General features: G+C 32.2%; 19 protein-coding genes. 7 read left to right on the forward strand and 12 right to left on the reverse strand.

Going from position 1 to position 25568, the window contains the following annotated elements; translation table 11 throughout:
* Nucleotides 1-12 precede the first annotated feature (12 nt).
* Nucleotides 13-606, forward strand: a complete 594-nt coding sequence (locus ACM55F_RS04330) for a hypothetical protein (RefSeq protein ID WP_416852492.1) — start codon at nt 13-15, stop codon at nt 604-606.
* Between the two features lie 192 nt (nt 607-798).
* Here the strand turns inward: ACM55F_RS04330 and prfB are convergent.
* Nucleotides 799-1897 (reverse strand): peptide chain release factor 2 gene (gene prfB, locus ACM55F_RS04335; RefSeq protein WP_416852493.1). Its coding sequence is split into 2 segments (ribosomal slippage): nt 799-1833 and nt 1835-1897, totalling 1098 coding nucleotides; the frame shifts between segments, so codons are not numbered across the junction.
* A gap of 191 nt (nt 1898-2088) precedes the next feature.
* Between prfB and ACM55F_RS04340 the strand changes: the two genes are divergently transcribed.
* The gene (locus tag ACM55F_RS04340) at nt 2089-3111 is read left to right on the forward strand and encodes a threonine aldolase family protein (RefSeq protein WP_416852494.1); all 1023 of its coding nucleotides are present in this window, start codon (nt 2089-2091) and stop codon (nt 3109-3111) included.
* A gap of 68 nt (nt 3112-3179) precedes the next feature.
* On the opposite strand, the gene ACM55F_RS04345 is transcribed toward ACM55F_RS04340, so the two are convergent.
* Nucleotides 3180-3500, reverse strand: coding sequence for a YbaB/EbfC family nucleoid-associated protein (locus tag ACM55F_RS04345; RefSeq protein WP_035671607.1), 321 nt, complete (start codon nt 3498-3500; stop codon nt 3180-3182).
* Between the two features lie 140 nt (nt 3501-3640).
* Here ACM55F_RS04345 and ACM55F_RS04350 point away from each other — a divergent pair, with 140 nt between their 5' ends.
* Nucleotides 3641-5701 carry a S9 family peptidase gene (locus ACM55F_RS04350; protein WP_416852495.1) on the forward strand — a complete coding sequence of 687 codons (2061 nt, stop codon included), beginning with the start codon at nt 3641-3643 and terminating at the stop codon, nt 5699-5701.
* 71 nt (nt 5702-5772) lie between these two features.
* Nucleotides 5773-6813: a PLP-dependent cysteine synthase family protein gene (locus ACM55F_RS04355; protein WP_416852496.1), complete on the forward strand. Its 1041-nt coding sequence runs from the start codon at nt 5773-5775 to the stop codon at nt 6811-6813.
* A gap of 194 nt (nt 6814-7007) precedes the next feature.
* Here ACM55F_RS04355 and ACM55F_RS04360 read toward each other — a convergent pair whose 3' ends face one another.
* The 5 genes from ACM55F_RS04360 to ACM55F_RS04380 all read right to left on the reverse strand — a co-directional run bounded on the left by ACM55F_RS04360 (nt 7008) and on the right by ACM55F_RS04380 (nt 13380).
* The gene (locus tag ACM55F_RS04360; protein ID WP_416852497.1) at nt 7008-9323 is read right to left on the reverse strand and encodes a choice-of-anchor L domain-containing protein; all 2316 of its coding nucleotides are present in this window, start codon (nt 9321-9323) and stop codon (nt 7008-7010) included.
* A 15-nt stretch (nt 9324-9338) separates the two neighbouring features.
* The gene (locus ACM55F_RS04365; protein ID WP_416852498.1) at nt 9339-10175 is read right to left on the reverse strand and encodes an ABC transporter permease; all 837 of its coding nucleotides are present in this window, start codon (nt 10173-10175) and stop codon (nt 9339-9341) included.
* Nucleotides 10176-10179: 4 nt separating this feature from the next.
* A complete protein-coding gene (locus tag ACM55F_RS04370; RefSeq protein WP_416852499.1) occupies nt 10180-11094 on the reverse strand; it encodes an ABC transporter ATP-binding protein in 915 nt (304 codons plus the stop codon).
* 65 nt (nt 11095-11159) lie between these two features.
* The gene (locus tag ACM55F_RS04375) at nt 11160-11561 is read right to left on the reverse strand and encodes a response regulator (RefSeq protein ID WP_416852500.1); all 402 of its coding nucleotides are present in this window, start codon (nt 11559-11561) and stop codon (nt 11160-11162) included.
* Nucleotides 11551-13380 carry a PAS domain-containing sensor histidine kinase gene (locus tag ACM55F_RS04380; protein ID WP_416852501.1) on the reverse strand — a complete coding sequence of 610 codons (1830 nt, stop codon included), beginning with the start codon at nt 13378-13380 and terminating at the stop codon, nt 11551-11553. The genes ACM55F_RS04375 and ACM55F_RS04380 overlap by 11 nt, the downstream gene beginning before the upstream one ends.
* 372 nt (nt 13381-13752) lie before the next feature.
* Between ACM55F_RS04380 and ACM55F_RS04385 the strand changes: the two genes are divergently transcribed.
* The gene (locus tag ACM55F_RS04385; RefSeq protein ID WP_416852502.1) at nt 13753-14817 is read left to right on the forward strand and encodes a hypothetical protein; all 1065 of its coding nucleotides are present in this window, start codon (nt 13753-13755) and stop codon (nt 14815-14817) included.
* Between the two features lie 35 nt (nt 14818-14852).
* Nucleotides 14853-15731, forward strand: coding sequence for a hypothetical protein (locus ACM55F_RS04390; RefSeq protein ID WP_416852503.1), 879 nt, complete (start codon nt 14853-14855; stop codon nt 15729-15731).
* On the opposite strand, the gene ACM55F_RS04395 is transcribed toward ACM55F_RS04390, so the two are convergent.
* Complete coding sequence (locus ACM55F_RS04395) at nt 15714-19448, reverse strand: metallophosphoesterase (RefSeq protein WP_416852504.1); 3735 nt, start codon at nt 19446-19448, stop codon at nt 15714-15716. The genes ACM55F_RS04390 and ACM55F_RS04395 overlap by 18 nt on opposite strands.
* Nucleotides 19449-19473: 25 nt before the next feature.
* Here ACM55F_RS04395 and ACM55F_RS04400 point away from each other — a divergent pair, with 25 nt between their 5' ends.
* On the forward strand, nt 19474-20658 hold the full coding sequence (locus tag ACM55F_RS04400; RefSeq protein WP_416852505.1) for a Pycsar system effector family protein: 1185 nt from the start codon (nt 19474-19476) through the stop codon (nt 20656-20658).
* On the opposite strand, the gene ACM55F_RS04405 is transcribed toward ACM55F_RS04400, so the two are convergent.
* From ACM55F_RS04405 to ACM55F_RS04420, 4 genes are all read right to left on the reverse strand, one after another.
* Nucleotides 20655-23024 (reverse strand): GAF domain-containing protein, encoded by a 2370-nt coding sequence (locus ACM55F_RS04405; RefSeq protein ID WP_416852506.1) that lies wholly within the window; start codon nt 23022-23024, stop codon nt 20655-20657. The genes ACM55F_RS04400 and ACM55F_RS04405 overlap by 4 nt on opposite strands.
* Before the next feature lie 333 nt (nt 23025-23357).
* Nucleotides 23358-23591 carry a DUF1660 family phage protein gene (locus ACM55F_RS04410; RefSeq protein ID WP_416852507.1) on the reverse strand — a complete coding sequence of 78 codons (234 nt, stop codon included), beginning with the start codon at nt 23589-23591 and terminating at the stop codon, nt 23358-23360.
* A gap of 232 nt (nt 23592-23823) precedes the next feature.
* The gene (locus tag ACM55F_RS04415; RefSeq protein ID WP_416852508.1) at nt 23824-24882 is read right to left on the reverse strand and encodes a nucleoid-associated protein; all 1059 of its coding nucleotides are present in this window, start codon (nt 24880-24882) and stop codon (nt 23824-23826) included.
* Between the two features lie 93 nt (nt 24883-24975).
* Nucleotides 24976-25515, reverse strand: a complete 540-nt coding sequence (locus ACM55F_RS04420; protein ID WP_416835315.1) for an IS1096 element passenger TnpR family protein — start codon at nt 25513-25515, stop codon at nt 24976-24978.
* Between the last annotated feature and the right edge of the window lie 53 nt (nt 25516-25568).

Raw genomic sequence — 25568 nt, forward strand, 5'->3', positions numbered from 1 at the left:
ATTGATAGTATTATGGCAGAGGAACTTCACGATTATAAAGAGAGACACAGGTTTTGGACGCAAATTTCTTTAGAACAACTTTCAACAACTAATAACTTATTATTGACTATTTCAACTGGATTTTTAGCATTTTGTTTTGATAAAGAGTCGATTAAAAATATAATTAAAGATTCAACTTTGAGTTATAACTGGTCCCTCTTTTATTATTTTGCTTCTTTAGGTTTAATTGCTCTTTCAATAACTCTTGGTATCGCAGTTTTATTTTGTAGACTTTATGATTTCAGAATTTCAAGACATTTATCACTTACAAGGAAAAGATTTTATGAAAAGCATTCAAAAGTAATTACTATTGAAAAGAATAAGGAAAGTATTAATATGTGTCATAGATTAAAATCACTTTACTTTATAATATTTTGTGAGTTTCCACACATTAATAAGGATTGCATTAATGATAATCCTCAAGATCAAAATCTAATTGATGGTGTTGGAAAATTAAAACAGCTTTCAAAAATTTTAGGTTCAGCAACTTGGCGTTGGACAAAAATTCAGGTTTTGTTATTTTTTAGTTCTGTTATTTGCTATGTTTTGCATTTTTGGTTGACATAAGTCGTTGAATCTGAAATTAGAGTAAATAGATTAACAACTAAATAAAAAACGAAGTCAAAAGTCAATAAAAATATTTTTAAAATCGAGCAAAAAAAATCCCCTCAAACCTTTCGTTTTAAGAAAGTTGAGGGGCTTTATTATTTATTTTACGGTTTAAATACGCACTGATTACTGAAAACTGAACACTGTAAACTATTCCTCTTCTTTCTGTCCCATCATCATTAAATAGGCTTTCAGGAATTCATCAATTTCGCCGTTCATAACGCCGTCAACATTACTGGTTTCATAACCGGTACGCACGTCTTTTACTAATTTATAGGGCTGCATGACATAATTCCTGATTTGGGAACCCCATTCAATTTTCATTTTACCGGCTTCAATATCAGCGCGTTGTGCCTGTTTCTTTTTTAACTCAATTTCGTATAATTGAGATCGTAACATTTGCATCGCACGTTGTCTGTTATCTTGTTGCGAACGTGTTTCGGAACACTGTATCTGAATTCCCGTTGGTTTATGAAACAATTGTACTTTCGTTTCGACCTTATTTACATTTTGTCCTCCCGCTCCGCTGGATCTTGAAGTTGTAATTTCGATATCAGCAGGATTTATATCAATTTCGATACTGTCATCTACAAGCGGATAAACATAAACGGAAGCGAATGAAGTATGACGCTTGGCATTACTGTCAAAAGGCGAAATACGAACCAATCGGTGTACGCCGTTTTCTCCTTTTAAATAGCCAAAAGAATAATCGCCTTCAAATTCGAGTGTTACGGTTTTTATACCCGCAGATTCTCCTTTTTGAAAATTCAGTTCTTTTATTTTGTAACCGTATTTTTCACCCCACATCATGTACATGCGCATCAGCATTTCGGCCCAATCGCAACTTTCAGTTCCACCGGCACCAGCGGTTATCTGTACAACAGCACTCAAGGTATCCCCTTCATCCGAAAGCATATTTTTGAATTCAATCGCTTCAATATGATTTGCAGTTAGTGAATATTGCTCGTCTAATTCTTCAGTCGTAAGTTCCCCTTCTTTATAAAAATCATAGGCCAGTTGCAACTCGTCAGTCATTTCGACTGCTTTGTTGTAATCTTCAATCCACTTTTTCTTGTTTCTAAGGTTTTTTACAATGACTTCAGCTTCTTTTGCATTGTTCCAAAAGTCAGGAGCAAAAGTTTTCTCTTCTTCGTTTGAAATTTCAATTAGTTTGGCATCAACGTCAAAGATACCTCCTCAACGCACCAAGGCGCTCCACAATACCCTTTATTTGCTCGGTAGTTGTCATAAATTATATTAAATTAAATAGGTCGGTTTTCCAATATTTATATAAAATGCCGTTATATCATTCATTTAGATTAGTTTTAACTGAACTAGCTTGAATTAACAAACGGTATTATGTAATTTTGTGCCACAAAAATAGAAAAATTTTACGAAGGGACAATTCTTGAATTGTCCGTACTGAAAATAAAAATATATATGGAAATAAATTTAGTTAGCGATACGATTACCAAACCTTCTCGTGAAATGTTAGTGCATATGTTGAATGCCAAAGTAGGGGATGACGTATACAAACAAGACCCGACTGTTATTGAACTGGAAGCTAAAGTTGCTGAAATGTTCGGGATGGAAGCAGGGCTTTTTTTTCCATCAGGAACTATGGCAAACCAAACGGCGATAAAATTACATACGCAACCGGGCGAACAATTAATTGCTGATAAATACGCGCATGTCTATCATTACGAAGGTGGTGGTGTTTCTTTCAACAGTGGCGTTTCCTGCTGTTTATTAGACGGAAATCGCGGAATGATAACTGCGGAACAAGTGGCTGGAGCAATTAATGATCCTGAGTTTTATCACAGTCCGTTAACGAGTTTGGTTTGTGTAGAAAACACTACTAATAAAGGTGGTGGTGCTTGTTATGAATTGGAAGATTTACAAAAAATAAAGCAGGTTTGCGATGCCAATAATTTGAAATTTCATATGGATGGCGCCAGAATCTGGAATGCATTGGTAGCCAAAAAGCAAGATCCTAAAGCATTTGGGAAACTATTCGATACTATTTCGGTTTGTTTGTCTAAAGGTTTGGGAGCACCAATTGGTTCAGTTTTATTGGGTGATAAAGCGACTATTCACAGAGCATTGCGAATCCGAAAAATATTAGGCGGCGGAATGCGTCAGGTAGGCTATTTGGCGGCAGCCGGAATTTATGCTTTAGATCATAATATTGAACGTCTTGCTGATGACCATCGAAGAGCTAAAGAAATTGCCGAAGTGTTAAAAAAGGTAAGTTGGGTAGCTTCAGTAGAGCCTGTTGAGACTAATATTTTGATTTTTTCATTAGTTCCAAATTGCATTGAAAAGAATTTAATTGAATTGTTAAAACAAAAAAATATTTCAATCAGTTCTATGGGACATGGGAAATTGAGAATAGTAACGCATCTTGATTATCGGGAAGTGATGCATACGTATGTTATGGAAACACTACAAAAATTAGTATAGTAGTTCAAAAATAGTTATTTCACGTTTAAGGTTTTTGGCATTATCAAAAACCTTAAACGTGATTTTTTTTATTTAAAAAGATTGTCCATTCCTGGAATCATTGGCATATCCATTTTTGCAACAGCATCAAGTTCAGCTTCATTTGTTTTAGTCGCTTTTTCAATAGCTTTATTCAGGACTAAAATCATATAATCTTCCAGTTGTTCTTTGTCTTCTAATAAAGAATCGTCAATTGTGATTGATTTTATTTTTCTATTGGCAGTCAAAGTAACTTTCAATAAACCATCAGTGCTTTGCTCATCAATAAGAACAGTGTCTAAACGTTTTTTAGTATCTTCTATTTTTTGTTGGGTTTCTTTTAGTTTCCCCATCATTCCCATTAAATCCATTTTGATAAATTTTAAATATTGAACTACGAAATTACTACATTCGGAGTAATAAGCAATGTTAAATTAGATAGAAAATAGAATCGTTTTAAAATGTGTTTGTGCTATTTTTGTAACTTCACTTAAATATAAAAGCGCAAACAATGCCAGAAAATATACAACCACCAGTTGCCAAAATAATCCCTGAAAAATTAGAGAAGTTTGATGACGTGAGAATCGATAATTACTTCTGGTTGAATGACAGAGAAAATCCTGAAGTTATTGATTACCTGAATAAAGAGAATGAGTATTATAATAAAATGACTGCTCATACTAAGGATTTTCAAAAAGAATTATTCGAAGAAATGAAGGGCAGAATCAAGGAAGATGATGAATCTGTTCCTTATTTATACAATGGATATTACTACATCACCCGTTTTGAAACTGGAAAAGATTATCCTATTTATTCTCGAAAAAAGGAAAGCCTTTCGGCAAAAGAAGAAATCATGTTCGATTGTAATGAATTGGCCAAAGGTCAATCCTATTTTCAATTGGGTGGTTTGAGCATTAGTCCGGATAATAAATTAGCTGTTTTTAGCACGGATACAGTTGGAAGAAGAATATATACCATTCAGGTTAAGAGTTTGGAAACCAATGAAATTTTAGAAGATAAAATAGAAAAAGTTACCGGAACTGCTGTTTGGGCAAATGACAATCACACCCTTTTTTATTCTTCTCAAGATGAAGTCACCCTGCGCTCTGATAAAGTTTTCAAACATAAATTAGGCTCAAAACAAGTGGATGATGTTTTAATCTATTTTGAAAAAGACGATACCTATAATGTTGAAGTTGCAAAATCAAAATCCAGAAAATACCTTGCAATTGAGTCTGGAAGTACACTTACAACAGAATATCGAATCTTAAATGCAGACACTCCGGACGGAAAATTTGAAATTTTTCAAAAACGAATCAGAGGGGTTGAATATAGTATTAATCACTATAAAGACAGTTTTTATATTTTAACCAATAAAGACAAAGCAGAAAATTTTAAATTGATGAAAACGCTGGAAACAGCTACATCACAAGAAAATTGGACGGAGGTTATAGCGCATCGAGAAGATGTTTTATTGGAAGACATTGAAATTTTTGCTAATTATTTAGTAGTTGAAGAACGCTCGAATGGTTTGAACAAAATCAGAATCATGCCATGGAGCGGAACAGGAGAATATTATTTGTCTTTTGAAAGCGAAACGTATACCGCTTACACCACAACCAATGTTGATTTTGAAACAGAAATTTTGCGTTATGGCTATCAATCCATGACAACTCCCTCTTCGGTGATTGATTTCAATATGACAACCAAGGAAAAAGAGGTCAAAAAAGAGCAACAGGTTCTTGGGGGTAAATTCGATAAAAATAATTATAAAGAAGAACGTGTTTGGGCAACTGCCAAAGATGGAACCAAAATTCCAATTTCAATGGTGTACAGAAAAGAGTTGAAAAAAGATGGAAATAATCCCTTGTTACAATATGCGTATGGTTCTTATGGACATTCTATGGATGCCACTTTTTCTTCTACACGATTAACGTTATTAGATAGAGGATTTATATTTGCAATAGCACATATTCGTGGAGGTGAAGATTTAGGCAGACAATGGTATGAAGACGGAAAATTATTAAAAAAGAAAAATACATTTACTGATTTTATTGATTGTTCTAAATTTCTGATTGATCAAAAATACACTTCACCAGGACATTTATATGCCGAAGGTGGTTCTGCCGGAGGTTTATTAATGGGAGTTGTGGTGAATTTAGCACCTGAATTGTATCATGGAATAATAGCACAAGTACCTTTTGTAGATGTAATTACCACCATGCTTGATGATAGTATACCGCTTACAACCGGAGAATATGATGAATGGGGGAATCCAAATAAAAAGAAATATTACGAATACATGTTATCCTATTCTCCTTATGATAATTTAAAAAAACAAAATTATCCTAATATGTATGTATCTACAGGTCTTCATGATTCACAAGTACAATATTGGGAGCCAGCGAAGTGGGTCGCAAAATTACGAACAATTAAAACGGATGCCAATGTTTTATATCTTGATACTAATATGGATGCAGGTCACGGAGGAGCATCTGGGAGGTTTGAAGCTATAAAGGAATTAGCAAAAGAATTTAGTTTTTTATTAGATTTAGAGAAAATTAAAAAGTAATTAGATTTTTTTTGTTAAATTTGCAACGTTCGTGGTTAAATTAAAAATTGGCTGCGACTAACTATTTTTTTATGAAAGAAGAAATAAACGCTTATAATAATGTTTTAGAATTAATAGGTAATACTCCACTTATTAAGCTAAATAAAGTCACCGAAGAGTTAGAAGGTAATTTCTATGCAAAGGTAGAAGCTTTTAATCCAGGTCATTCTTCTAAAGATAGAATAGCATTATACATAATCGAAGAAGCTGAAAAAAGAGGGATTTTATCTCCTGGTGATACCATTATCGAAACTACATCCGGAAATACTGGTTTTAGTTTAGCAATGGTAAGTATCATAAAAGGCTACAACTGTATTCTAGCAGTAAGTTCTAAATCATCTAAGGATAAAATAGACATGTTACGCAGTTTGGGGGCAAAAGTTTATGTTTGTCCTGCGCATGTCTCCGCTGATGATGAGCGTTCGTATTATAATGTAGCCAAACGTTTGCACGAGGAAACGAAAGGTTCTGTTTATATCAATCAATATTTCAATCAATTGAATATCGATGCACATTATAAATCTACTGGTCCTGAAATTTGGAAACAAACAAATGGTAAAATTACACACCTAATCGCTTGTAGCGGAACAGGAGGAACAATTTCCGGAACAGCAAAATACTTAAAAGAACAAAATCCTAATATTAGAATTCTTGGAGTTGATGCTTTTGGTTCGGTATTAAAAAAATACCATGAGACCAGAGAATTCGATAACGATGAAATTTATCCTTATAGAATCGAAGGTTTAGGTAAAAACTTAATTCCATCTGCAACTGATTTTGACCTTATCGATAAGTTCATGAAAGTTACCGATGAAGAAAGTGCACATTCTGCCAGAGAGATTACCAGAAAAGAAGGTTTATTTGTAGGATATACATCTGGAGCAGTGTTACAAGCAATAAAACAATATGCTGATGAAGGGGAATTTGATAAAAAAAGTAATGTAATTGCCATATTTCCAGATCATGGATCTCGTTATATGAGTAAAGTATTTAGCGATGACTGGATGAATGAACAAGGTTTCTTTGATAGTATCAACGAAGAAGAAGCTCAAAAAATTGAATTTATAAAATAATAGTAATAGATATATATTTAAAAGAAGCCATCTCGCAACTCGAGATGGCTTTTTTATGTGCTTTATTTATGGCAACTTCATATTTTATAACAGAGACTTTCAATAAACTATTTCTTAGTATTGTGTTTACCAAAATATTTAGTTTAACGGAATGAAAAATAAGGTCTTCCGGATTATTAATCTTAGCAAAATACTTATCTCTTCAAACTAAAATGTCCTTTTATTATTCTTCCATCTTCAAAAGTTAAGTTAAACCAATAATCATCTGAGGGTAATGAATATCCATTAAAATTCCCATTCCAGCCAGAGCTGGCGGAACTAAGTTCTTTTACTAATTTGCCATAGCGATCAAAAATGGTAATTGTGGATTTAGGCAACAGATCAAGGTTTCTAATTTCCCAAACATCATTATATCCATCTCCATTTGGAGTGAAATAACGAGGATAATCTAACACATAAATTTTAAATGGATTTGATAGACCACAGCCATTTTTATCTCGGACATAAACTAAATAATCCCCTGGAGCTACTGGGTTGAAAAGTGGGTCGTCTTGAAAGAATGAACCATCAAGCGAAAATTCATAATTGCCAACTCCAGTATATTCTATCAAAACTGAATTTTTGTTTCCATCAAAATCATTTATGGTCGCTCCGGTAATAGTTGCAATTCCTGATGCAGATATATTAAAAGTCTTTGTCGCAACACAACCATTAGTATTCGTAACTTTTACTGAATAGTTGCCGGGTGTAGTAACATTAATTGAATTTGTTGTTTCTCCCGTATTCCATAAATATCCTGAAAAACCACTACTAACAATTAAGTTAATAGAACTACCGTTGCATAAAATATCGCTCTCTTCTTGGAAATTTGGAGGATTAAAGCTTTGAACTATAAGTGTTTCAGGGGTAATTGCGTAACAATCAGAACCATTTACAATTCGAGCATAAATAATTTGTTGGTTTGCAATAGTGTTATTAAAAACGTTTGGTAAAGGATTTTTTTGAGCAATAGCATCAGTGAAATTTAAATAATATTCAACAATTAATCCGGCAGGCAGTCCACTAAGAACTTGCGGTGTTACTTGTACATTTAGATCAAAATGATACAAACCATCTTGAACAGTATCATCGTCACAATTTGTAATTGGAGTTTGAGCAGCAATACTATTATTTGAGATCTGAAGTTGGACTTCTGCATAATTTGCACAACCATAAGAATTTGTAGTACTGGCAAAGACAATTTGGTTAGCTGTTTTGTTTTGATAATTTGTTGGATTTGCAATCGGATTTACCTTTGCTTGTGCATCGGCTAAAGATTCATAATACACAATGCTACTTAAACCTGAGGCATTATTTTTTACCAAGGCATCAACCCGGGTTAAATCAAAAACAGTAATTCCATCGCTGTTGTCATCACATTGCGAAAGTGTTGTGTCATTCAAAACGATTTTTGCAACATATTCTACTTTTATTTCATCAGTGGTCATACAAGTTGCAGGAGTCAAAGTAATTTCAACTTTATAGTTGCCTGTATCAGTAACTATAAGCGATGGACTGGTTTCTCCTATTATTTCGATTGCATCTTTAAACCATTTGTAGCTATAACTTGCTGGTAATTTAGTGTCAATAGTATAGCTTTCGCCAAAACAAACAGGATTATTTGTTGTTAGTAATCGATCGGGGCCCAAATCAATTTTTGGAGAAAAACTACCCGCCTTTAGAAAAACTGCTGAGTCATAATATTGAAAAGTGTCATCAGCAATTACTAATTTTATATGATAAGTTGTTCCTGCTATAACATTTGTTTGGGCATTCATCACCACAGTTTGGGCACTATAGTTAGTAGGACTGGTAGCAGAGCTGTAACCCTCAAAATAGTTTTCGTTTTTTGCAGGACATCCTCCGAATACGCCAAATGGTAAAATTAAAGGATGGATACTTAGTGATGAAACGGGAGTTGTAGTACCTGGAATTACCGCTAAATTTTGATAATTGGCAGTGCTCCCTTTTTCCTTTATTAAAAATGCAAATCCATCAGAAAATCGACATGGGAAATCATCCTGGTATTCATTGGAAGCGAATATATAGTCAAAACTTATGAAATTAGTTAAAGGTGTGAAATCGAATTCTAAAATGGTAGCATTTATTGTTGTAAAGCCTAATTCCTTTTCTAAATCAGAATCACCCAGCCACGAAGTGTCACCTCCACCTTGATTTCTTACAAATGGGCCTTCGGAATATTTACTACTCCAAGTACTTAAAAGCACACCTTCTGTAAAAGGAAAACTGCTGGTTCCAGCGTTAAAATACCCATAACTTTTTTTTCCGGCAGTAAAGGTATCTCCTGTTGCAATTGGATTGGTAATAGTAGCACAAGAACTATTTACTAAAACATTTTCAACAAGTTGTTGTGCAGTGTAAGAGTCATTTACTGAAATAGATTGCCCTGTTGCACTAAAGGTAGAGCAACAAATGAAGATATAAAATAAGATTGTTTTTATACATTTCATAACTCCGTAAAGATACTACAAATCTCTATTTTTTAATAAACGATAGGATAAGAATGTGAAAATGAAAGTCCAACATAAAACGATTAAAACCGCTGAAAAATGTACACCATAATCTTTGCTGTTTTCCATTCCAATTTGTGTTCCAATAGATTTGATAATTGATAAACGGGAGAGTGGTTCTACAATTAAATTAGACATAGATTCTAACGGGAAAAATTGTGTAATATAGGATGCATTATTACTATCTGGGAATATTTTAAAAGTTAGAATTCCTTTGGCAATTCCTTCAATAATATTCCAAACCAAAAGGAATCCAAGTGCAAATGCCGAGCGTTTAACCAGTATTCCTAAAAATAAACAGAAAGAGAAAAATCCAACTAATTTCACGAAGTAAGCTATGATGTATTCCAAATCTGAGAAAATGATGCCAATTTCAGTATAAGAAGAAAAACTGTAACCGAGAATTAATGACATTATAAACACAAAAACAGTTGATACTGTAGCAAATAAAATGATTGTCAGGAATTTAGAAAGAATAAATTCTTTTTTACTCATTCCGTCTATCAAATTTTGTTTTAATGTACCGTAACTATACTCGTTTGCCATCATCGACACAATAACAATCGCCAAGAATAATTTTAAAATAGCGGCTATATAGGTATTGAAATGCCAAATAAAAGGGAAGTTGAAAATGCCCATTTCGGCAAGATGAAGTTTGAAAATCCCAAGGTCAAATTTGATTGAAGCAATTAATGCAATAAAGGTTAAGAGAATAAAATAAGTCAAAGTCAAAACGCGACTGGCTTTATTTTTCCATATTTTTAGTAATTCTATTGAGAGAAGTCGTTTCATTGTTTTAGTTTTTGATAGTTGGTTTTGTGTTATTTGTTAATTCTAAAAATTGCTCTTCTAAGCTATTTTTACGCTTAACCAAATGACTTAATACAATGCTTTTTTCAAAAAGGAATTGATTCAACTCCTTTGCATCCCAATCATGTTTTAAATAAACCAAAACTTTTCCTCCTTCATTTGCAACACTTTTTACAGCAGGATGCTTTTTTAAAACCAAGCTCAAATTTTCATTATCATCAGCTTGCAACTCAAAGAATCCTTCATTTGAAGCCATTCCACCAACTAAACCGGAATATAAAATTTCACCTTTTCTTAAAACGACTACATGGGTACATACTTTTTCTACTTCGTCCAATAAATGGGAAGCAAGTAAAATAGTGGTTCCTTTTGCAGCTATTTGTTTGATAATGTCTCGAATTTGATGAATCCCTTGTGGATCTAATCCATTAGTAGGCTCATCAAGAATTAAAATTTCGGGGTCATTCAGTAGGGCTGAAGCTATTGCTAATCGTTGTTTCATTCCAAGAGAAAACGTACTGAATTTACTATTTTGGCGGTCTATTAGACCAACTAATTCCAGCTTTTCATTTACTTTAGCATAGTTGATCCCTTTGATTTTGCAAACTAATTCTAAATTCTCTTTTGCCGTCATGTACGGATAGAAATTAGGTCTTTCGATAATAGCTCCCACTTTTTTTAGTGCTTCGTGAGTTTGCATTGTGCCACCAAACCAGCTATATTCTCCGTAGGTTTTATTTACGACATTCAAAACAATCCCTAATGTTGTCGATTTCCCGCTACCGTTGGGGCCAAGAATTCCATAAACATTGCCTTTGTATATTTCGAATGAAACGTCTTTCAATGCTTGTACACTGCCATAACGTTTGCTGATATTTTTAATAGAGAGTATGATTTCCAAAGTGCTCGTTTTTTATGTTTTATATAGGACGAACAAGGTAAGGATTTGTTACTATTAAACTGGAATTAGTTTATTTCGCCAATTAATATGCAAAGTGCATTTAATTTTTCAGCAGTAATAGGCTTCATAATATAGTCTTTTACTACGCTGTATTTTTTAGCCATTTCAATGTCAAAGGGATCGATGGAAGATGTGATAATAAAAATTGAAATTTCTTTTTTTATTGGCAACAGAACGAATTCATCCAGGAATTGCCACCCATCCATTACGGGCATGTTTAAATCAAGTAAAATTGCATCTGGTAGATTTTTATTTTCAATACAATTTTGTTTTAATTTATCTAAAGCAAATTGACCGTTATAAAAAGAATGTACTTCCTCACAAAACTTGTTTTTTGAGATAAGAATACTCATTAATTTGACGGACATCTTATCGTCATCAATAATATAAGTTAATTTATTTTTCATTTAAATACACTTTAAAAATGGAACCGAAACCTATTTCACTTTCTACTTCAATTTTTCCATCCATGGCCTCCAGTTGGTTTTTTGTTATAAATAATCCAATTCCTTTGGCATCTTCATTGCCATGAAACGTTTTGTACATGCCAAAAATTTTATGACCATTTTTTTTTAAATTCAAACCTAATCCGTTATCCCTGAATGTTATAATGGTGTAGTTTTCGTCAATTTCATAACCGATTTCTAAAATAGCTTTACGGTGAGGACATTTGTATTTTATAGCATTTGTAAATAGATTAAGTAAAATACTATCTAAGTAGGCGGGGATTGCGTTGACTGTTAACTCTTCGGGGATTGTATGAGTTATCGTTATCCTACTTTCTTTAATAGCCAGACTTAATGCCTTTTTTGTTTTTTCGATTTCGTTCTTTAAATAAATCTGGGTCTTTTCAATATTTGTTTTCTGCTGAATCGTTATGATTTCATTTAAATATTCAATTGTTTCTGATAATTTTTCGGTTCCTTCTTTAAATAAATCAAAATAAGAAAGCTTCTCGGTAATATCTTCGGTGTTTTCAATTACATCTACAACCATTGCTAAATTACTGGTGTGTGAACGAATATTATGGGAAACAATATGTGTAAAGTTATAAAGCTTATTATTTTGTTGACTGGTAACTTCTAATAGATGCTTAAGTTCTATCTCTTTTTCGATTCTAAGTGTAACATCCCGACCCACACCAACAAAATTTATAAAATTGTTTTGACTATCAAAAACAGTGGTGATATTCAATTCAAACCAGTATTTCTCTTTTTTCTTATTGTAATTCAGAATAATAATTTTGATACTTTCTTTATTCCGAATTGCTTCTCGCATTATTGCTGTAGCTTGTATATCTGTTTCGGGGCCTTTGGATAAATATCCGGGTCTTTGACCTATAATCTCCGTCATATCTAATCCTGTCAGATCTAGATAAGCCTGATTTGCCCATATTGCCTTACCATTTGGATTCGCAATTACGATAGTATCCGTAGTTTCTGATGCAGCGAGAGATAACAATTTCAGTTTTTGTTCAATATTTTTTCTTTCGCTAATATCTCTGATGAAACATACTAAATAAGTAATTTCATTCACTTGAAATGTTTTACCGGAAGCTATTTCTACAGGTATTGACTCTCCTGATTTAGATTTTATAAAGGTCTCATTTACACCATAATCATCCTTTGTTAAATTATAAGCTAGAAAAATTCGGACTTGTTTTCTGTATTCTAAAGGGAATAATTCAGAATTGTGCGTACCTCTTAATTCAGGATATTTGTAACCGGTAAGGGATGTAGTTCTTGAGTTGCAATCCGTTATGATTCCATTAGAAGTGTCAATAATAATAATTGCATCATTAGCACTTGAGAAAATAGAAGAGAATTTTTCAACGTTTAATTGAAGTTCGTTGATTAAATTTTGCTCTTTGGTTATGTCCTGAAAAGTGCCTAATAATTGAGTTGCTTTTCCGTCTATAGATTCAACTTGACAAATACATTCTATATATTTGATATTGTTTTTCGCAGTAATGATTTGAAATTTGTCTTCAAAAGAAATTCCATCATTAATTGCTTTTTCAATCAGGAATTTTATTTTATCTCTATTTTTACCTTCAGTATAGAAATTAATTCCATTTCCATTTATAGGAATAAAATCTTGAGTTACTTCAAGAATATCTTTTGTGACTGAATCCCAATAGACTTGATTGGTTAGCAAATTCAATTTCCAAACACCAATCTTTGCCGATTGTGCAGCTTTTATATACAGCTCAGGCTTATTTGTCATAGTAGGTATTAGTTTAATCTATTGAGGGGGTAATCAAATATATATTAAATATGTCTGGTTTGGACTTTTTTTAACATAAAATGACATGGTGTTTGAAATTTCTTAAATCATATTTTTTCTAATCTTCTAAAATTTAAATGGTTATACTTTAATACTGAAAAGCATACTCTCTTTTATTTTTTTAATAATTAATCTGCCAATTATTCAGAGTGCTTTTTTGTAATTAGTATATCCTAATTTATATAAGGATTGGCTTTAGAATCAGATTGATGGTAATGAAAATCATGATTTAACAGGAGTTGAATAAGTACGTATTTTTTTGATGTTTTTGAGTTCTAATTTGTTGTAATTTTGCATTAAATATATTTTCCAATGAGTGAACCAATAATGCTTTTTAAAAAACCTACTTATCCAATAAACAATTCACTCTTGGATTATTTGGAACGATTTGACCGAATCTCCAAAGTGCCAATTTTTTACGATGATTTGTTACGTTTTTCTGGGTCTATAAATGTGTATGATAAAAACGATCAGGATACCTTATGGATTCGGGTTTATTATAATGAATTTGAACGAAAAGAAATCGATTTGACTTTGATGAAAATCTATTCTCTTTTACATTCCGATGGTAACCTTGGAATTATTAAATTTCTGAATGTGGATTCAATCGATTATTGCACTTTTGGAAACTCGAAACCATTTCGAATAAAAGTTCGAAACATCCTAAATGATAATTACACCCATTTTTATATCAAGAAAGCGGATGCTTCTCGTGTTTACGGATTAGAATTGGAACACATTTTATCCCCGGATAAAATAAATTTTTTAGTATATAAAGACACTTTAATTGAAGAACACATCATGGGAATTGCCGGAGATGTTTTTATAAAAACGCTTCTGGCCGATTGTACCGAAACCGAAAAATCACAAATTGCAAAAGAATTTGTCAAGTTTAATGAGCGTTGTATGATTCGATTATTAGGAGATATGCGTTCGTATAATTATGTAATTGTTCCCATTCACGATTTTGATCAGGTGGTTTATAGAATCCGAGCAATTGATTTTGACCAACAATGCTTCGAAGGAAATTTTAAAGTCTACCGTCCTCAGTTTTTCAAGGAGAATTATCCAATGGTAAAATTAGTTAAGGAAAAACTTCAAACCAGTTCGATAGAACAGTACAAAGATGAAGAAAGAGCCGTTTTAGCCAAAAGAATTCATTCTGCCGAAAATCGTATCAAAAGATTATTGCAAATTATGGGTTCTGACGTTATTTCTACTGATGAACATTTGAATCAATTGAAATTAGAATTGTATAGTTATACTAATGATTTGAATTTTAAAAAAGCAAAATCTATGGGAAATGTAATGAGTGCAGCTTTTGAATTTATAACCAGAAACTTCAAAAACACTAATTTATTTAATACTGGATTTTAGTCTTTTATAAAACTACTATTTACACTGCCTTGAGTATGAAAAATTGTATTTCACTATTAGTCGTATTTGTTTTATTTGCTTGTCAGCAAAATTCGGATTCAATATCAACTGTACATTCTTTGCCTAAAAAGTTAAAGGAAGTTTCGGGAATTATTTATTCTTCCCAGGATAATTTGCTTTGGGCATTGGAAGACAGTGGTAATGCGAATGAAATTTATGGACTGAATTTTGAAAACGGTAAAATTGAAAAAACGATAACTATCGAAAATACAGAGAATATTGATTGGGAAGATATCACAAAAGATAAAGATGGAAATCTATATATTGGAGATTTTGGTAACAATGATAATGAAAGAAAGGATTTAAGTATTTATAAAATCGATAAAAATTCCTTAGCTGCTGAAAGTGCAATTCCAGCTTATAAAATTTCATTTGCGTATCCGGAACAAAAAGATTTTCCTCCTAAAAAAACAGAAATGTTCTATGATGTCGAAGGTTTTTTCGAATTCAAAAATAACTTCTATCTCTTCATCAAAAACCGAAGTAAGGGATTTGATGGTACTGCGTTTGTATATAAAATTCCAAATACGCCAGGTTTTCACCAAGCAGTTTTAATGGGTGAGTTTAAAACCTGTGACAATTACAATCACTGTGCAATTACGGCCGCAACGATAAGTCCCGATGAGTCCAAAGTTGCTGTTTTGACCCATGATAAAGTTTTTTTATTCGAAAGTTTCAAAGGTGATAATTTTCTGAAAGGAACAAAAACTACCCTCGAATTAAATCATTTTTCCCAAAAAGAAGCGGCTTCTTTTATTGATAATGACAGACTTTTTATGGCCGATGAAAAAACTAAAAGTGTGGGAGGGAAGGTTTATGAGGTCAGTATTAAAAAACTAAAATCCAAATCCTAAACCAAAAGCAATTCGGGCTTCTTCATTTGCAGCTTTAAAATAGGTAATTCTGGCCGTAAGTGCATTCAGCCCGTTGATCCACAATCCACCGCCAAAGGATTGATGCCATTTATCCGAATCTTCTCCTTTTTGCCAAACTCTACCGTAATCAAAACCGGCTAAGATTCCATAGGACATCGGTATAATACTTCTTTTTATTTTTCCTAAATTCCATCGTAAATCACTGCTTTGATAGAATGACTGATTTCCTAAAAAACGTTCATTCCTGAAGCCTCTCAGATCATAATCGCCTCCCAAAGTCGCACCTTGATAAAAATAAAAATTGTCATTCAATAGTATTTTTGCTTTCAAAATTGTAGCCAAAACGAATTTTCCATGAGCATCAATTTTATGATTAAAATTTAGTTTGCTTTCTAATGTTGGGAAATTTCTTTTGGTATCTTCCAAATTCATTTTCCAACTTCCAGCAACAGAAAATCCCATTCCCATGGAAGGAAATGATGGAATATCATAATTCTCAAAACTGTATTTTAATGTTGCTCCGGCAAATTGCTGGTTTTGAAAAACAGCAGGATTTATATTTCCGGGAATGCCTACAAAGCGATCCCTCGTTTCTTCAACGGTAATTCTTTCAAAACTGGTTTGAAACTGGATTTCACTTCCGTATTTCCCCACTTTTTTGATAGATGGCAAAACTTTCAACATTCGGATGCGCACACGATTGAAATCCATTCCAAAAGTTTCGTCATAATTTACGGTCTCATTTCCATAACCAAAATAATTAATGGTGAAATTTGGACTCGTGAATTGGCTTTCTAAATCCAAATCCCATTTGCCAAATAATTTCGGAAAATGAGCATCGTAAACCAGTTCATATCCATTGGTTGCAAAAAAATAATTGGCTTTTAAAACGTGTCTTTGCGTGTATGGATTTAATTTAAAATCATTAACAATATAGCCGCTTACAATACCAAATTTCACACCATCATCAGGATTAAAACCTATATTTGGAAGTGCTGAAAATGAATTGTACTTAGGTTTTTCATAATCATAATGATTGGTTTCATAGTCATCTGATAATAAAACTTTGCTTTTAGAATCTAAAGTATATGTATTCGATTTTGATTTAAAATCATGAATTTTTATTTTTTTTCCGTTTTCAACTAAATAAGAATCGTTGTTTTGGCCTCCAATCAATCGGATGTTAATCCTTGATTTTGATGTTCCTTTTACTTCAAAAACATCATCATCATCTAATCCATAAACCCATATTTTTTTTGTTTTTCCAGCAATAAAATTTTTGGTGTAAAGTAATTCTTCACCTTCATTTTTTAATCGATATACTTCGATTTCAAGTTTATTTTTTGCTTTCTGTTGGATTATAAATTTATCTTTTTTATCGGTTCCAACAATCAAAACTGTTTTTTGTAATACGTTGTAATATGCTGTAGCATAGCGATGCAGTTGATTTTTTCTAACTTTCAATTTGCGTTTGATGTCTTTGATTGTTTCATCCTGAATGGCTGCTGGCAAATTGTTAAAGGCACCGTCGATATCCGAATCCGAAAGGTTTTCCTGAATGTATTTGGCCTGTTTTATCCATTCATTCTGATCTGCTGTCTTTATAAAAGCAAGATCTAACGGGTATGGCTCACGGTTCAGCCATTTAACATTTTTAATTTTGTCTTTGAAAGATTGCATGTGTCGCAATTGTGCTTTTTTCATCAAAACAAAAAATAAAGCCCCATCGTATTTGGTAAATGCCTGATCTCTATCGCGTGGAATAGGTTTGTAAATAATTTCCCCATCTACTTTATATTCGCCCCAACGCCACTGATCTTGATGCCTGTCCCAATCTCCAATAAGCATGTCAAATAATCGGGCTTTGATGTAGGCGCTTTCATCAACTGAATATTTTTCATCTTTGTGGAGGTTCTTCATTAAATCTTCTGTACTGATAATCGCTGTTGGATAACCAAAGCTCTTGACCCCTATCTGGCTGTCGGTAGGGCGTTCTTCAACAATGTATAATTCATTGCCAAAATTGACATTAAAATCTTTTAAAGCTTTATGTTTTGGAATATAATATAATACTGGATTGGTATGCGCTACGCCAATTTTTTCGGCTAAATTCCCCACTGCTGAAGGAGCGTAAGGATGTGCGGTCGTGTAAAAATCAGACAAGAGATCTTCAGCGTACGTATCTTCAAATTCGTTTAAGATAAACTGGTCTTTGAAGGCCACCGATTGTAGAAAACGTGTGGCACTTTTTTTCAAGGCACGCATTACATATTCCTTCCCATTTTTGTCAAAGAGTTGTAATGATTTAGACTGATGCCCACCTCCGGCACGTTTCGGTTTTAAGCCTCCAAAAAGGGTGTCAATAGTTGTTGTTTTCACTTCTATTGGTAAACTGTAATATTTTCGATAGTGCTGTCCAAAGAAGAATTTATAAAATATACTTTTTTTGGTTTGTTTCTTTGAATAGATAGAGGCTACCGTAGTTTTTGGAAATGAAGTTGGGAAGTTTTTAGTGCTAAAATCGTCTTTCGAATCATGTATGAATCGTTCAAAAATCAGTTTTTCTTTGTTGTTTTCTTTCCCGTAAAAAGAAAGTTTTGCCGCTCCATTTTCATAAACTGATAATGCAGCATAACCATTTCCTCCATAGGAGAAATCATTTGGAAAAACGGCTTTCGCGGCCTCTGATTTTGAACCTGCACCACTTACTATTTGCTTGATGTTGTCTTTTTCAATGTATTGCAAATTATGGTCATGGCCAGAAACGACAATGACATTATCCTGACTCTGCAACAGTGTTTTTACTCGTTTTATAAAAAGAGTATAGTATTTATTTTGAATGTCTTGCGGACTTATTCCAGATGTTTTTCTAATTAGATTAATTGCAGTGCCTAATACAGGCAGCGGAATCTTTTGCTCTAATGGGAATAGCTGTTTTTCTAAAGAAAACTGGCCGCCGTGCGTTCCGTTGCTCATTAACGGATGATGCAGCGCCAGAATTACTGTTTTCTCCTGATTTTTGTTTAATATACTTTCTAATTCATTAAAAAAAGCTTCTCTTGATTTTATTGTGCAATCATCGTTGATGGTTGGACTATTGTCCCAGTCTTCCAGAAACCATTGACTGTCTATAGTTATCAGCGTCAGATTTTTATTGATTTCTAAATCATCAATCCCACAGCCTTTTCTTGGTAAGAATGATTTTTTATCATTTAAATATTCGGTTACAAATTTTGCCTGACGTTCTAAACCCTTTATTCCACTGTACCAATCGTGGTTTCCAGGAATGAAAATAGTCTGACCCTTGAAGTTCTTCGATAACTTTAGTTGATTTGTAAGCTTACTTTCGGCAATAATTCGCTCATTTGGATGGTCAGTATTGGGTAATCCTTTTGGATAAATATTATCGCCAAGAAATAAAAGAGTTGCATTTTTGTTTGCTTTTTCTAATTGATTTTTCAGTAAACCAATGGTTTGCTGTGCGCTTTTTTCATTTGCATTCCCTGCATCACCAATTAAATAAAAAGTATGTGCAATTTTTGAGCTATCTGTTCCGTTTTGTATTACCGGATTTTTGATTTTTTTACCAAATTGTGCGTGATGTGTTGCACACGATTGAAAAATGAATCCCGAAGCAAATAATATAAAAACTGCTTTATTTGAAGTTATAAAACGATTATCCGAAAACAATTTCATATTTTAGTAGTGTAAAAATTTCTGTATGAACCTTATTGAACAAGTAGAAAATTTTGTTAGTAAATTACTCAAAGATAAACTTTCTCATTCATATACTTACCATAATTTTAATCACACCCGTGATGTAGTTAATGCTGTTGTAACACTTGCGGATAGTGAAAATATAACTGCCTCTGATAAAGAGGTTGTAGTTGTTGCCGCATGGTTTCATGACACAGGATATGTAAACGGTTGCACGAATCATGAAGATTCAAGTATTGTAATCGCTTCTGATTTCCTAACCGAAATAGGAAAATCTCCGGACTATATTGAGAAAGTGGCAACATTAATAAAAGCCACTGAAAAGGAATATGTTCCCCAAACATTTTTTGAAAAAATAATAAAAGATGCGGATTATTATCATATTTTGAGTGATGATTATATTTTTAGCTGTGAAGGTTTAAGAAATGAATGGAAAAATATAGAAGGAAAATCTTTTACAGATAAGGATTGGGTTGTAGAAAACTTCAATTTTCTAGCTAATATTCATCGATTTTATACGGATTATGCTTTAGAAAATTGGCAACCTTTGAAGCAGAAAAATATAAAACGTCTTCAGAAAAAAATAAAAAAAATGAACTTGAAAACGAACAACGAACCGGAAGTAGAATATAAAAAAAGAGAAAAAGAAGAAAAACCCGAGCGAGCTGTTGATACTTTATTTAGGGTAACATTAAATAATCATACCAGTTTAAGTGGTATTGCAGACAGTAAAGCCAATATTTTACTATCAGTAAATGCTATTATTATTTCGATAGCACTTTCTACTTTAATTCCGAAATTAGACAGCCCAAAAAATGTTCATCTCATGGTTCCTACTTTTATCATGCTGATGTCTAGTGTGATTACTATTATTTTTGCAATACTTTCTACACGACCAAAAGTGACCAAAGGTGTTTTTACGCGACAAGATATTGAAGCTAAAAAAGTGAATTTACTCTTCTTCGGAAACTTCTATAAAATGCCTTTGGAGGAATACCAATGGGCTATGAACGAAATGATGAAAGACAGGGAATACCTTTATAACTCCATGATTAAGGATTTATATTTTCTGGGATTGGTTCTCGAGAAAAAATACCGTTTGTTAAGAGTTGCCTATAATTTTTTCATGATAGGAATTATAATCTCAGTAATTGCTTTTGTAATTGCTTTTAAAATGGTTGGTTCTTAATTCAATTCGTCCAGTAAATCTTGGTAAGAAAAGTTTTTTGGAGTTTGTTCCTTATTATCATTAATTACTTTTACCCTGATTGCTCTTAAGCCAGAAACTCCTTGTAATTCTTCCACTTCAAATTGTTCGATGGTTGGTTCCAATACTTTTTTGAATTGTAAAAATTTGATATAATTCAAATATTCTGTTTCCTCATTATTGTGGGAATAGACAATTGTAATTTTTTCTTTTTCGGTAATTCTTTCTTTTGTTCCTTTGATATTGGCTTTGTCGATGCGTTTTTTTACTACCTCGTAACGGGCATTGTAAGTACCGTCAACATCAAAACGTTTTTCATCCATTCTAAATCGGATAGAAATAGCGGAACTAAACACTAAAATCAATGAAGTTACATCAAGTTCATAAGGCAATGAAGATTTAAGTTGATGGTGTTCCAATTCCATTTCGCATAGCGTTTGCAATTGCCATAATCTCAAATTATGAAGATACATACTGTCAAAATCTTTGTTTGGCGTAATTGATGAACCTATATAAAGATTGTGTTCCACACCGTCGGTTTTGAAACGTTCATAATAATGCGGAAAAATATTTTGTGCTTCAACTTGTTTTTTATCAAGAATTGAAGCTAGTTTTTTATTGACAATAGACATGGCATTATCAAATTTCTTTCTCGCATGGTAAAACATTCCTGTTTTTTCATCTAAACTTTCAAAGTAATTATGCTCTAGTGTTTCACCTAGCTCGTTTGTTTTTGTATTCCTTAAAATAGGATGAATCTCTTTTTCTATATAAAGCTGAATTTGTTGTTCAGTATCAGCTTTTAAAGGAAATTCCAGTTGATCGTATAATGATTGCAATTCAAATTTTCGTTGTTCCAATAAAACCAAATTAGTATTTGAATTTTGATTTTCAAAGATTTGAATAAGCGATGCGAGTTGATTTTTTAAATCTTCTTTTACCGTTTCATTTCTATGATTTGAGGAACCTTTAATGTCTATTTGCCCATACAAAGGGTACACTTCCTTGAATACGATTTCCTTGAAAATATAGTCTTTATTTGGATTATTAGTCTGGAAATATTTAAGCGCCTCTCTTCTGAATTTCCAATAAACACTTGGGTGAATGGCTGTATATTCTCTTTGAATGATAGCTTCTATTTGGTGTTGCATATCATTTTTGTAACGCTCCAATGTGTCTACCACGTAAGGTAAAATCAAATCCAGATTGTTTACATTAATGCTGTTAAGTTCTCTTGGTTTTGCCGAAACTAATTCTATAATGCCCAAAAGTTTGCCGTTTTTTATCACCGGAGCAAGAATACAGCTTTTAATATTGAGTTTTAAAAAATGTTCTCCCAGTTTTTCATTTTCTGATATTTTGGCAAATTTTTCAACGTTTGAAATTACAAACGGTTTATTTTGTTCCAAAATATTTTCCAATGAGCAACCAAAAAGCGCATTTTTACAATCGACTTCTTGCATATCGTGTAGAATAAAACTGTCTATTTTTTTATCATCATAGGGAGGCTTTACAAACTTTTCATCTTCTTCATTATAAATGATAAAACCAACTTTCAAATCAGGGATTTTAAAAATAGAACGAAAAATAGTTTCAAAATTATTACTATTATCCGTCTGATGTTTTTCTGATTTTAAAAGATTGCTTTTCAAGTTTGAAACCGCACTTTCAATGGAAGCATCAAATAAAGATACGATACCGAAGCCTTTTAAAATCCAGCTTTCAGAAGGAAATTTTTCTTTCCACAAATCGATATTATCATAATTATCCATCAATAAATCAATATCTTCTGGAGATAATTTTATCGCTTTGTCAGTAGGGATAATTTCCATAAAATCAGCATTGTATAGAATTCTGTAATGCTTCATGATACCATTTGCATCTGGGATATCGTAAAATAAAGGTCTGTTGAAATCAAAATGTTGACCATAAATGGTATTCAAAATCAAAATGCAATTCATAATATAGAATTGATTTTCATCAAAATCCCTGATTGTCATGTCAAATGTTCTTCCGGCATTTTGAAGTATTTTTTTGAATCTTTCGGAGTAATTGAATGTAAAGTTCTGAAAAGGAATGGTAGCCGCTTTAATTTCGTTTTGAGTCAGTGCGGTAGGGAAAAGATCAGCTAATAGATAGTTTATCAGAGTTTCGTTTTCAGAAATTAAATTCAAATCCTCGATTCCGGTTCTGAATTCGGGGAAAGGTTCTATTTCTTTTAATAATGCTTTGGCATAATTGGAGCGATAATCGACATTAGTAGTTGCGATTTTCTCTAAAGCTTCAATGAGTTTATGGAATGAAATTAGAGTTTTGAACGGGCTTTCTTTAAACAAATGATGATCCATCTGATAGTTTATTTAGAATACAAAATTACTAATAAACGAAATTGGATAGACAAATTTCAGGTTCTTTTTTTAAAGAATTAGTATGATTCAAATTTAGAAAATCAATTTTTTTGAAGCTAAATGAGAGTTTTTTTTTGAACAGTTTATGAAAATTATCTAATGGAAATGCTATTGTATCGTAGCAGTTTTTTTTGATTATTTTTTTGTCTCAATATCAGGATTGACTTTATTAATAGTAGGATTAGCATGTTTTACGTTTTTAAAGGTTAGGCTTAAAAAATAATAATTGGTTATTTAGGAATCAAATGAATTGTAATAAATCAGAGGATAATTTTATATCGAATGAATTCTTTTGTTGTAAAAGCCTATGAGGGTTTCATTTATTTCTTTTAGTTCTGGCGTAAGAAATGTTTTCCTGCCTTTTTCATCGTTAGTTAATTCAAGTTGACAAACAGTGCATTTAAATTCCTTGAAATGATTTGTGACATTTCGGGTTGTAATTATTTTATGACCAAATAGTGAACACAGAATTTTTTTACTTAGAAATTTTTCTTTGATTGTATTCATACTATTTGGTTATTTAGATTTGGGGATTAAAGGGGATTAAAGTTAATTAATAATCGCTTAAACATCAAATAAAATCGATGAAATACATTTTAAGTTAATAAAAACAATAAAATTCTTATAAAAAAATAAAGTATTTTATAAACCTCTATGATAAAGTGTTATAAGTGCAAAAAAAATCCTCAACTACTTAAGTAATTGAGGATTGAAAATTTAGATGTGTAAAAATTATAAACTAGCTTTTTTCTTCTTTATTGAAATAAACTAAGTAGTAATACATTTGTTTTTCTTCGTCCCAACCTTTTTCTACAAATTTCTCGGCACTTTCAGGATTGATGAAGTCCATTTTAATTTGAATGTGTGTATCCAAATTGATTACGTTTTTGATTGATTTTCTAGCATCAGAAACCGCTGCATTAGCAATAGGAAATGAGGTTACATCCTCAATACTGTATTTTTCCCCTTTGTCTATTTTGTAGTTTTTAAATTCTGGAATCAAATCCGGATTATCTAAAACTTCGTTCAAGAAATTAGTCTCTTCAAACTGATCGTTTTTAGCAAAATAGTTCACAGAGCGGTTCATGAACATTACTTCTTCTTTTTTATCTTCTGCCGGGAAAACAACGTCTTTGGCGAAGTTCTGACAGAATTTCAAATATTTTTTGGTAATGAAATTTTCATCCTCAAAAGCATCTACTGAAAGAAAATGTTCCAGCCAATATCTTGCATCGTAACGGTTGCTGTCCACTGTTAGGATTTTATAACCTTCTTCTTTTTTATAATTAAAGATTAAGCAGCCTTTGTCTAATTTATTTAAACTTACACCTTGTTGCAAAATCATTTCCAAGTGTGTTTCCTTTTCCTCAAATTGTAAAAAGTCAGCTTGTATCTCACTCTTAAATATCCCTATAGCATCTACCACATTATTATCAATACTAACGTTTGTTAAATACGTAACATATACTTCTCCATTCTTGATGTGAGGATGATTGGATTGCTCAAATAAGTGTTTTGTGATTTTTTTAGAAGCTTCATGAATGATACTTGGATTTTCAAAAATCTCTGTTGCAAACTTAAACATATCATTGTAATCCAAATCAATTTCATGAGCAAACTGAAAATAGTTTTCTTCTTTTTCTCTAAATGGTTTAAAGAAAAATTCTTTCATCAAAGGTACAATCTCATCGTTCAGATTAAAAGGTTGCTCTGATAAAAAAATAGCTTCGTTTCTACTTTTATTACCAACTCTGTGAATTGATAAGTTCTCGATATGGGTATTATATAAATTGATCATATTTTGTATTTTATATATTAGATGAGAGAGCCAAGATAAATGACAATTTTTAAGTCTTTCATCTTGGCTCTTGATGCTTATTCGCTTAGTTATTTAATTCCAATTCTCCTCAAACCCATAGTCTTCAAAACTATCATCTCCTTCAAACATGTCTAAATCATCTTCGTCCAATCCATCTTCAAATTCATCATTATAGTCATCGGCATTATCTGATTCAAAGTTTTTTTCCATAGCTTCATCAGGCATTTCACCGTGAGAAAATATCGTTTCTGGATATAAATTTCCAAGAACTTGGTCTTCAATAGCAGCTAATTCTACAAGGAAAGTCCACATATTGATGAAATCATACACATATATAATCTTGGTATTTTGCTTATCTAAAATATCCGATAATTGATAATCGCTCATTACTTTTTGTTCCCCTGGAATATCTCCGGTATCAAAAAGCGAAATTTCGTCTTCCTGATTCCATGTTTCATCACAAGTATAAAATGAAGCTACTTCCATTCCGTCAAAACCAAAGGAATTAAAGATAGCATTGTGTAAATCTTCTAAAGTATCGTCTTCAAGTATTGCAATGTCTCTAAAAACATCATCTTCTGCGTCTAGAATTACTCTAAATTTATAAACCATAACTTAATATTTGTTCTTTATTTATGTTTAAATATCTTTAAATAAATTATTTA

Source organism: Flavobacterium melibiosi, assembly GCF_048158545.1.
Lineage (GTDB): Bacteria > Bacteroidota > Bacteroidia > Flavobacteriales > Flavobacteriaceae > Flavobacterium > Flavobacterium melibiosi.

Bases quoted from the DNA above. Each gene is read 5' to 3' on its own strand.
- ACM55F_RS04415 (WP_416852508.1), bottom strand. From the start codon at position 24,882: ATGATCAATTTATATAATACCCATATCGAGAACTTATCAATTCACAGA.
- ACM55F_RS04385 (WP_416852502.1), top strand. From the start codon at position 13,753: ATGAGTGAACCAATAATGCTTTTTAAAAAACCTACTTATCCAATAAAC.
- ACM55F_RS04375 (WP_416852500.1), bottom strand. From the start codon at position 11,561: ATGAAAAATAAATTAACTTATATTATTGATGACGATAAGATGTCCGTC.
- ACM55F_RS04330 (WP_416852492.1), top strand. From the start codon at position 13: ATGGCAGAGGAACTTCACGATTATAAAGAGAGACACAGGTTTTGGACG.
- ACM55F_RS04420 (WP_416835315.1), bottom strand. From the start codon at position 25,515: ATGGTTTATAAATTTAGAGTAATTCTAGACGCAGAAGATGATGTTTTT.
- ACM55F_RS04390 (WP_416852503.1), top strand. From the start codon at position 14,853: ATGAAAAATTGTATTTCACTATTAGTCGTATTTGTTTTATTTGCTTGT.
- ACM55F_RS04360 (WP_416852497.1), bottom strand. From the start codon at position 9,323: ATGAAATGTATAAAAACAATCTTATTTTATATCTTCATTTGTTGCTCT.
- ACM55F_RS04405 (WP_416852506.1), bottom strand. From the start codon at position 23,024: ATGGATCATCATTTGTTTAAAGAAAGCCCGTTCAAAACTCTAATTTCA.
- ACM55F_RS04395 (WP_416852504.1), bottom strand. From the start codon at position 19,448: ATGAAATTGTTTTCGGATAATCGTTTTATAACTTCAAATAAAGCAGTT.
- ACM55F_RS04345 (WP_035671607.1), bottom strand. From the start codon at position 3,500: ATGGATTTAATGGGAATGATGGGGAAACTAAAAGAAACCCAACAAAAA.
- ACM55F_RS04340 (WP_416852494.1), top strand. From the start codon at position 2,089: ATGGAAATAAATTTAGTTAGCGATACGATTACCAAACCTTCTCGTGAA.
- ACM55F_RS04355 (WP_416852496.1), top strand. From the start codon at position 5,773: ATGAAAGAAGAAATAAACGCTTATAATAATGTTTTAGAATTAATAGGT.
- ACM55F_RS04365 (WP_416852498.1), bottom strand. From the start codon at position 10,175: ATGAAACGACTTCTCTCAATAGAATTACTAAAAATATGGAAAAATAAA.
- ACM55F_RS04380 (WP_416852501.1), bottom strand. From the start codon at position 13,380: ATGACAAATAAGCCTGAGCTGTATATAAAAGCTGCACAATCGGCAAAG.
- ACM55F_RS04410 (WP_416852507.1), bottom strand. From the start codon at position 23,591: ATGAATACAATCAAAGAAAAATTTCTAAGTAAAAAAATTCTGTGTTCA.
- ACM55F_RS04350 (WP_416852495.1), top strand. From the start codon at position 3,641: ATGCCAGAAAATATACAACCACCAGTTGCCAAAATAATCCCTGAAAAA.
- ACM55F_RS04400 (WP_416852505.1), top strand. From the start codon at position 19,474: ATGAACCTTATTGAACAAGTAGAAAATTTTGTTAGTAAATTACTCAAA.